The sequence below is a fragment of the Streptomyces longispororuber genome (genome assembly GCF_024448165.1).
Classification (GTDB): domain Bacteria; phylum Actinomycetota; class Actinomycetes; order Streptomycetales; family Streptomycetaceae; genus Streptomyces; species Streptomyces longispororuber_A.
In genome coordinates this window covers 1-2834 of the sequence record NZ_JAMOLN010000405.1, presented here as the reverse complement: position 1 = coordinate 2834, position 2834 = coordinate 1, and the positions used below count along the sequence as shown (strand labels likewise).

The window sequence follows — 2834 nt, the reverse complement described above, 5'->3', positions numbered from 1 at the left end:
CGGCGACGGCGAGCAGCACGACGTTGACGGCGATGTGCGGCCACTCCTTCTCCCGGGCGTGCGTGGCCACGGCGCCGAGCATGATCAGCGCGAGTCCGGTCGCGGCGAGCGGTGTGAGGACCGGGGCGATTCCGGTGGCCGCCGGCAGGACGAGGCCGAGGGCCCCGAGTACCTCGGCCGCGGCGATGCCCTTGACCTGCGCCGGGCTGAAGCGCCTGGCCCACGGCATGGCCTCGGCGGTCCTGGCGTACGGCTGCGCGAGCTTGCCGCCGCCCGCGGCCAGCATCACGAGGGCCAGCAGGATCTGCAGGATCCAGAGAAAGACGGTCACGATACGTCCTGTCGCTACGGGTCGGAGGCGCCGGGCTTGGCTCCTCGCGTCGAACGGAAGCATAAACGGACTTCACCCCGCTTCTATTCCGGCAGTAGGTTGGAGCCCATGAACAGCCCATTGGTGCCGCTCGGCCGACCGCGCGCCGAACGAGCGGACGCGGCCCGCAACCGCGCGCATCTGCTGACCACGGCGCGCGAGATGATGGCCGAGCTGGGCGTGGAGAAGGTCACGATGGACGGCCTCGCGGAGCGGGCGGGCCTCGGCAAGGGCACGGTCTACCGCCGCTTCGGCACGCGGGCCGGGATCTTCCACGCACTGCTCGACGACGACGAGCACGTCTTCCAGGAACAGGTCCTCAGCGGGCCGCCGCCGCTCGGGCCGGGCGCCGAGCCCATCGCCCGGCTCATCGCCTACGGCCGCGCCCGCACCGCCTACCTCGCGGACCACCTGGCAATCGTCCGCGCTTCACTCGACCGCAACAAGCCGGTGCCCGCCGGGGCGGGCGCCACCCTGACGCGCATGCACCTCCGCCTGCTCCTGCGCCTCGCCCGCCCCGACGCCACCGACATCGACGTCGACGCCCTCGCGCTGCAGCTCACGGCGGCACTGGAGGGCCCGTTCATGCTCTACCTCTCGGCACCCCGGCCGGAGGAGTTCGCCGGGACCCCGGTCGCGGACCGGCTCGGCGACAGCTGGCAGACGCTGGTGGAGAGCGTCTGCCGGACCTGACCCGGCCACCGGCCGGGCACACACCAACGCCCCCGGCCTTCCTTCTTGGGCCGGGGGCGCGACGGCAACACTCCAGTGCCCGTCAGCACTTCTCCTTGAGCACGTCGTCGAACTCCTCGTCGAAGTCCATGGGGTCCTCGGACGAGGCGTAGGTGGGCATGTGGATCGGCTTCTGCGGATCGTTCGCCCGATAGGCCTCGCAGAACTCCCGCCGCTCGTCCTTGCTGCTCGCGTACCAGGCACCTTCCCCGGCGTTCCGCGGCGGCTTCAGCTCCGACTGCTCCTGCCCGCAGCCTGCGAGCAGGACGAGCGCCACGAGGGTGACGGCGGCTGTGGCGACGGGTCTCACGGGGGCTCCTGACTGAGGGAACGATGACTGACGACAGGCCCGCAGGTTAACTCGGTGGCGCCTACAAGCGGTCACGCGGGCGTCAGTCCGCCGCGGCCCGCGACCCTGGACCCGACCGATCCGGCGGGGAAGTCGTCCGGGGTGAGCGTGACGCCCGTGGTTCCTTCCCACTCGCCGTCCCCGATGACCGCGCCGTCGCAGGGCAGGATCGCGCCGGCGCCCACGGGGCCCCAACCACCTACGGACTCCGCGACGTCGACCTCACTGTCGACGTGCCCGACGACGACCGCGTCGGCATGGGTGCCCCAGTCCTTGGGGGTCGAACTGCGGACGCGGTCGGAGGCACGACGCAGCCCGCCTCCCCGAACTCGGCGCGGCGGAGCGACAGTTGGCCCACGCGTTCGAGGACCGTACGCAACCGGAACCGGGTTCTGTAGCGCGCCTGTTGCGGACGGGCCGACAAAAACGGTTCGCTCCTTCGGTATCTTTCCGGGGACTTCGGGGTTTGGGTGGCGGCTGCCGCCCTTGAGCAAGGGAATGCGACATGGTTTCACCTTCGGCGGAGCTGTTCCAGCCGCTCGGGGCCGACGACCCGCCGGTGGTGGGCGGTTACCGGCTGGCCGCGGTGCTCGGCACCGGCGGAATGGGCAAGGTGTACCTCTCGTACACGCCGGGCGGCCGGCCCATCGCGCTCAAGGTGATCCGGCCGGAGTTCAGCCAGGATCCGGAATTCAGGCGCAGGTTCGAGCAGGAGGTCAACTCCGCTCAGCGGGTGCAGGGCCTCTACACGGCGCCCGTCATCGACGGCGACACCAAGGGACAGCAGCCCTGGCTGGCCACCGCGTACGTCCCCGGCCCCTCGCTCGCCCATGCCGTCGCCCAGCACGGCGCGCTGCCGCTGCGCAGCTCGCTGCTGCTCACGGTCGGCGTCGCGGAGGCGCTGCACGTGATCCACGGCGCGGGCATCGTGCACCGCGACCTCAAGCCCGCCAACGTCCTGCTCGCCGCCGACGGTCCGCGGGTCATCGACTTCGGCATCGCCCGCGCGGCCGACGCGACCTCGCTCACGGGCACCGGCGTGTCCGTCGGCACGCCGCACTTCATGGCCCCGGAACAGGCGGCGGCCGGCACCGTCACCCCCGCCACCGACGTGTTCGCACTCGGCCAGATCACCGCCTTCGCCGCCATCGGCCGACCGGCGTTCGGCGAGGGTTCCTCGCACGCGGTCCTCTACCGCATCGTCCACGAGGACCCCGACCTGAGCCAACTGCCCGACAAACTGCGGCCGTTGGTGACGCACTGCCTCAGCCGCGACCCCGCCGACCGGCCCAGCCTGACCGAGATCATCGAGCGGTGCCACGAGCTGTCCCCGACCCCGCTGCGGCAGGGCGAGGACTGGCTCCCGCAGACCTTCGCCAGCTC

General features: G+C 71.8%; 5 protein-coding genes. 2 read left to right on the top strand and 3 right to left on the bottom strand.

Features of this window, described 5'->3' with window-relative positions:
* Positions 1-331 (bottom strand): DoxX family protein (locus tag M4J07_RS47405; protein WP_255983558.1); only part of this gene is annotated, 331 nt, incomplete at its 3' end.
* 108 nt (positions 332-439) lie between these two features.
* On the opposite strand from M4J07_RS47405, the gene M4J07_RS47400 reads away from it, so the two are divergent.
* Positions 440-1063 (top strand): TetR/AcrR family transcriptional regulator, encoded by a 624-nt coding sequence (locus M4J07_RS47400; protein ID WP_255983556.1) that lies wholly within the window; start codon positions 440-442, stop codon positions 1061-1063.
* An 82-nt stretch (positions 1064-1145) separates the two neighbouring features.
* On the opposite strand, the gene M4J07_RS47395 is transcribed toward M4J07_RS47400, so the two are convergent.
* Together M4J07_RS47395 and M4J07_RS47390 are read right to left on the bottom strand one after the other, a co-directional pair.
* Positions 1146-1412 carry a hypothetical protein gene (locus M4J07_RS47395; protein WP_255983554.1) on the bottom strand — a complete coding sequence of 89 codons (267 nt, stop codon included), beginning with the start codon at positions 1410-1412 and terminating at the stop codon, positions 1146-1148.
* A 71-nt stretch (positions 1413-1483) separates the two neighbouring features.
* Positions 1484-1636: a hypothetical protein gene (locus tag M4J07_RS47390; protein ID WP_255983552.1), complete on the bottom strand. Its 153-nt coding sequence runs from the start codon at positions 1634-1636 to the stop codon at positions 1484-1486.
* A 320-nt stretch (positions 1637-1956) separates the two neighbouring features.
* On the opposite strand from M4J07_RS47390, the gene M4J07_RS47385 reads away from it, so the two are divergent.
* Positions 1957-2834 (top strand): serine/threonine-protein kinase (locus M4J07_RS47385; protein WP_255983550.1); only part of this gene is annotated, 878 nt, incomplete at its 3' end.